Source organism: Streptomyces sp. NPDC053431, assembly GCF_044544925.1.
Classification (GTDB): Bacteria; Actinomycetota; Actinomycetes; order Streptomycetales; family Streptomycetaceae; genus Streptomyces.
In genome coordinates, this window is the sequence record NZ_JBITXX010000060.1 from 1 (window position 1) to 5,007 (window position 5,007).

The window sequence follows — 5,007 nt, forward strand, 5'->3', positions numbered from 1 at the left end:
GCCCGCCCCCCCCCCCCCCCCCAAACCCACCCCCCCCCCCCCCCCCCCCCCCCCGCAGGGAGACCTGGAATGAGCGCTCATGTCCTTGTGATCCGTGACAGCCGCCAAGCAGTCGCGCACGTGACCGGCGAAATCGACATCGCCACCACACCCCGCATCCGCCAGGCGCTCCTCGACACCATCCACCGCCACGAGCAGGTCACCATCGACCTGGACCGGCTCGACTTCTGCGACTGCGCCGGCCTCAGCGCCCTGATCACCGCACAGAAGACCGCCCGCGCACACGGCACCGCCCTGGCCATACTGCGCCCTCCGCCCTCGCCCTGGCCCGGATCGCCGGCCAGGTCTCCTCGCACCAGACGCGGACGGCCTCCGGGTCCTGTTCGACAGCCCGCTTGTCCGGCCGCTGGAAGGTCAGGCCCCACCGCCTGAGGTACTTGCCCACCCCGGGCTCGGTGAACCGGACCCGGTACAGCTTGAAGATCAGCTCGCCTATCAGCCTCCGCGTCCACAGCTGACCAGAAAGTCCCAGGTCGCAGGGGATGTGATCGAGGACTGCCTGCCGCACGGCAGCCTGCTCGGCCTCGGACAGCACCTGGTGCTCTCCCGTGCGACGGCCTCGCAGCCGAGGGGCGCTGCCGGCCCCTCGCTCTCGTCCTGACCCCCGGTCACTATGGCGACGGCCCACAACTCCGGCATGTGCTGGAGAAGGTCCGCGTCTCGCCCCGCTCGGCGGCCGCGACGTGGGCGTAAGGATGCCCGTTGCGAAGGTGGGCGGGGGCGAGTAGGGCCCGCCGGCCCGCAGTCAGCCGCCGCCACCGGGTGCCCAGAGCCCTGCTGTGTTCCCGCAAACGGGCGGTGAGGAACCGAAGGGTGGAACTGGACACGTCGACGCCGCACGGGTAGGCAAGCACACGAAGCCCTTGATGGACGGCCCAGGTGGCCCGTCGAGAGAGCCATCGCGTCGGTCAAGGCCTGCGGATCCTCCGCAAAGCCCGTTCCCGCCCGAACCGGATGACGTCAATCATCAAAGCCATCCACCCCCGAGATCCACCGCTGAACAAGCTCAATCCTGGGGACGCGCCGTCCAGGCTTGAGCACCCGGCGGCGCGTCCACGTCACACGAGGCTGAAAAACGCCTCATATGTTCAGAAATTCTTTGGAGGCGGGTCCTGCCGGATATCCCCCAGGACCAGTCCACCATTACTGAGAACTGTGACCGACACATTCGGGCCTGTGATTTCCGTAGCAGAGGCCGGGGAAATCGTCAGAGCGGACCCCAGGGCAGCGAGGCCGACGATGGCCGCGAGAGTAATCCTTCGCATTCTATGTCACTTCCTTTGGAGGTTGGTGTGCAATCCGTCGCAAAAAAGCCAGTTGCGATTTCAGTGAGTAGTTTATGGTCGCTGTGCCAGGCCGGCAGAGTACAGACCGCTTCCCCTTGTGTCGCATTCTCCCTCCTGACCTTCAGGCAGCAGGGTGGATTTTAGGGTGGGCTTGCGACAGAAGTCCGGTCCGATTACGGATCCATGCAGTGCCGCATAGAAAACGACCATAGCGGGTGCAGAAAACACGAGGCGGCTCATTCCTCTTTATAGTTTTCTGGAGCGATTTCCCAGCCAGTCAGGGCAGGATCCTGAAACACCCCCCGGGTGCACATGCCTTGCAAAGTCCCTGGGGATATTGTGACGGAGGCTTTAATGCGTCCCTCTTCGATACTCGCCTGGGGATTACATGATGCCGGGAGGAGTGCTAGAAGGCGGACCGCGGCGAGCGGAGCAAGCGGGGCCGTGTCCGGTGAACGGGGGCGAATCACGAATTCTATCATTGACACACCTCATTTCTCGCTTTCTGCTACTTACGGAACACTGAGCCTTTTCAACCTGCAGTCAGGCACGGAGCGTGCAGCCCCCTGGCCTGTGTAAATCCGGCAGACCTGCCACTCGATCGGTGGGCGGCTTGAAAAGACCCACTCCTTGGGATTTCAACATTTGGGACCGGGATAGAGCTCAAAGTCTGACCTTCGGCCTGCTTGCATGCAGGCATGGCTGCCTCACTCTTCGCCTTTTCGCTGGTCCAGAGAATATGTCTTGGACTCCTTACCCATCGTCAGGGATCTAGATGGATTTCCTTGCGGAGCCAGTACGGCGACTCGAATTTCCTACTGCCAAAGGTTCGAAAGGACATATTCCCGATTTGAGAATGTTTTCATGGCGATGATCTCGTTCCTTTCTTTTGCTGGCAAGTCAGGACTTTCTTACTTTTCTGCTGCTTCAAATGAATGCCCGGCTCACGGTTCACTGAGCTTCTTCGACTTGCCCACCGATCGATCGGGTGACACGCCGGAAGTGTCTGCACTGGTCAGACTCTCTTCTCGCCTTCGGGGGAGGCTCAGGTTGATGAAGCTCACCGTGATCGGTGAGAGTCGTGAGCCAGCTGGATCGTGGGATCGGCCGTATGGGCGGGGTGGCGTTATGGGGTGGTGTGGTCGGGCCGTGGCCCGACCCGGACCGGCCTTAAGGCGCTGGAACAGCGTGCACTCCGGCCACAGGCGTGATAGTCCGACTGTCAGCGTGTTCTTGCCGGAGCCGGCATCGTCCGCCTGTTTGCGGTCCCGGAATGACGGTCACCGGCGACCTGCCCCTGTGTAGTGGCAGGTGTACTTCATCGCCGATGGACTAATTTCACCGCGAACAGCGGATCCGGGAAAGGGGGAAACGCTGCAACTCGTTGCAAGTGCGCTGGCAACTGGATGCCAGCTTCCGCCAGCCCCGGTCATGCACATGCGCACACCGACTCGAGATGGCCGGCCTTTGTGATTCGTTCCGGTTGGCTCTTCGGATGGCGGTGACGATCCGCCCGTATTCGTCGCGAGTGATCGTCACCTGGCTGCGGCCAGAACAGAACTCGATCATCAAGACTTTGAAACCGCCCTGCCAATCCAAGGGCCTCGCCTGTCACGGGAAATAGCATCCGTCGCCCGATTGGAAGGCTCACCACGTGACAGTGCAGATGATTTTCCATTTAGAATCCTTCCAGAGCAACCCACCCCCATTAATCCCCCCCCTCGAGCTTATGAATTGTACGGCACAGTTCTGGCTTTTCGGGTCGGCCACTCCATTTCCTTCATCGTAGAGTTTCTGCGTCACCTTGTTCGTGAAGTAAACCGTGTTATCGTTGACTTGACTCCAGCTTAGCCCCCAAGCCGTAATGGAGACCGGAGTGGTGCATGTTTTTACGTTCACACCTGTAGTACACACCGAGTCGCCCGCGTTTACCCCTCCCTTGTCGGGTTCGTTGATAAAGAAGTAGGCGTGGGCACTGCCAGCACCCATTCCGATCATGGCAACAGTCGCAAGGGCCCCTGCCATTACCTTAAGCTTTCCCATTGGAATACCTTCCTGTGAATCTTTCATAGTTTTTGTGGATATCTTCGCCGCGTGGTATTCCTGCGGTGCGGTCCTGGAAAGACGGTCACCGACGGCCTGCCTCTGTGTAGTAGCAGGTGCGCTTCCTCGCCGATGGACTAATTTCACCGCGAACGGTTGATCCGGGAAAGGGGGAAACGCTGCAACTCGTTGCAAGTGCGCTGGCAACGAGATGCCAGCTTCCGCCGGGTCTGAGCGCAGGCTGCCCGGCCAGGGCGGCTTCAAAGTCTTGGTGATCAGGCGGATGGGCTGCTCACGACGTTGTGGCGACGGTCCAGCGGCCGGCCACGCCCGCAACGAAGTTCCGGTCCGCCCCTCCAAAGGCGCCACTAGCCCACGGGGAGCACGCGGGCGGGCGCATCAGGGCTGCCGCAAAGTCCTGTATGTACGTGTTTTTGCTGGTGAGAGGCCCATGCTTTTCTGAACATATGAGGCGTGAATGACGGTGAAGTCCTCTCCAGTCACATGTTCGAAAACAACCGTGCAACGGTGAGCGGTGGCGTCCGTACCGTGGCTTCCAGTCTCAGCGCCGCCGATACGCGACCCATGAAACGACATACAAGGCGGAGTCCCACCTCGTATTAGGGGACGGTTCTGTGCATCATCCATGGGCTCTTCACACCACTAACAACCTGCATTGATCACCTCGACTGAGGTTACATCTCCGGTCGGGTCTGTCCAGTAAACGGTGTAACCGTGGTTGGCTCGTAGGTCAGATGTGGTTGTTGGTGAGGCGGCCGTCGAAGGCGATGTCGAAGGCCTGCAGGGCCCGCTTCCAGCGGGTGGTCCAGCGTTTGCGGCCGGTGCCTGTGGGGTCGAGTGACATGACTGCGAGGTAGACGCACTTCAGGGCCGCGTTCTCCGACGGGAAGTGGCCGCGGGCCCTGACCGCCCGGCGGATCCTGGCATTGACCGACTCGATGGCGTTGGTCGTGCAGACGATCCGCCGGATCTCGGTGTCGAACTGCGGGAACGGCACGAACTCCGCCCACGCGTTCTCCCACAACCGCACGATCGCCGGATACTTGCTGCCCCATTCCTCGCAGAACTCCAGGAACCGGCTGGTCGCCGCGTCCTCGGTCGGAGCCGTGTAGCCCGGCTTCAACGCTTTCGCGATCTTGTCCCAGTCCTGCCGGCCCGCATAGCGGAACGACGCTCTCAGCAGATGGACCACGCAGGCCTGGACCACGGTCTGCGGCCAGACCTCGCCGACCGCGTCGGGCAGGCCCCTCAGCCCGTCGCAGACCAGCATCAGCACGTCCTCAACCCCGCGGTTCTTCAGCTCGGTCAGGACCCGCGGCCAGTGCTTGGCGCCCTCGCCTCCCTCGCCCCCGGCCCACAACCCGAGAATGTCGCGGTGCCCTTCGGCGGTGACCGCCAGGGCCATGTAGACAGGGCGGTTGGCGACCTGCCCCTCGCGGATCTTCACGTTGATGCGGTCGATGAAGACGACCGGATAGACGCGGTCAAGAGGGCGGGCCTGCCATTCGGCCATGCCCTCCATCACCGAATCCGTGATCGTCGAAATCGTCTGCTTGGACACGTCGGCGCCATAGACCTCGGCCAGGTGTGAGGAGAT

The 5,007-nt window shown here is 61.8% G+C and carries 2 protein-coding genes and 4 pseudogenes; 2 read left to right on the forward strand and 4 right to left on the reverse strand.

What is annotated here, in order from left to right; genetic code table 11:
• Positions 1-69: 69 nt before the first annotated feature.
• Positions 70-261 (forward strand): annotated as a pseudogene (locus ACIGXE_RS37460) (STAS domain-containing protein); the annotation flags it as partial.
• A 46-nt stretch (positions 262-307) separates the two neighbouring features.
• Here the strand turns inward: ACIGXE_RS37460 and ACIGXE_RS37465 are convergent.
• Positions 308-628: pseudogene (locus ACIGXE_RS37465) on the reverse strand (winged helix-turn-helix domain-containing protein); the annotation flags it as partial.
• Here ACIGXE_RS37465 and ACIGXE_RS37470 point away from each other — a divergent pair.
• Positions 619-742: pseudogene (locus tag ACIGXE_RS37470) on the forward strand (IS5/IS1182 family transposase); the annotation flags it as partial. The pseudogenes ACIGXE_RS37465 and ACIGXE_RS37470 sit on opposite strands and share 10 nt — an antisense overlap.
• Here ACIGXE_RS37470 and ACIGXE_RS37475 read toward each other — a convergent pair.
• From ACIGXE_RS37475 to ACIGXE_RS37485, 3 genes and pseudogenes are all read right to left on the reverse strand, one after another.
• A pseudogene (locus tag ACIGXE_RS37475) lies at positions 735-914 on the reverse strand (IS5/IS1182 family transposase); the annotation flags it as partial. The pseudogenes ACIGXE_RS37470 and ACIGXE_RS37475 overlap by 8 nt on opposite strands.
• Before the next feature lie 2,079 nt (positions 915-2,993).
• The gene (locus ACIGXE_RS37480) at positions 2,994-3,389 is read right to left on the reverse strand and encodes a hypothetical protein (RefSeq protein ID WP_399754636.1); all 396 of its coding nucleotides are present in this window, start codon (positions 3,387-3,389) and stop codon (positions 2,994-2,996) included.
• Positions 3,390-4,140: 751 nt separating this feature from the next.
• Positions 4,141-5,007: IS256 family transposase (locus ACIGXE_RS37485; protein WP_399754638.1), on the reverse strand; the 867-nt coding region annotated here is incomplete at its 5' end.

Bases quoted from the DNA above. Each gene is read 5' to 3' on its own strand.
- ACIGXE_RS37480 (WP_399754636.1), bottom strand. From the start codon at position 3,389: ATGGGAAAGCTTAAGGTAATGGCAGGGGCCCTTGCGACTGTTGCCATG.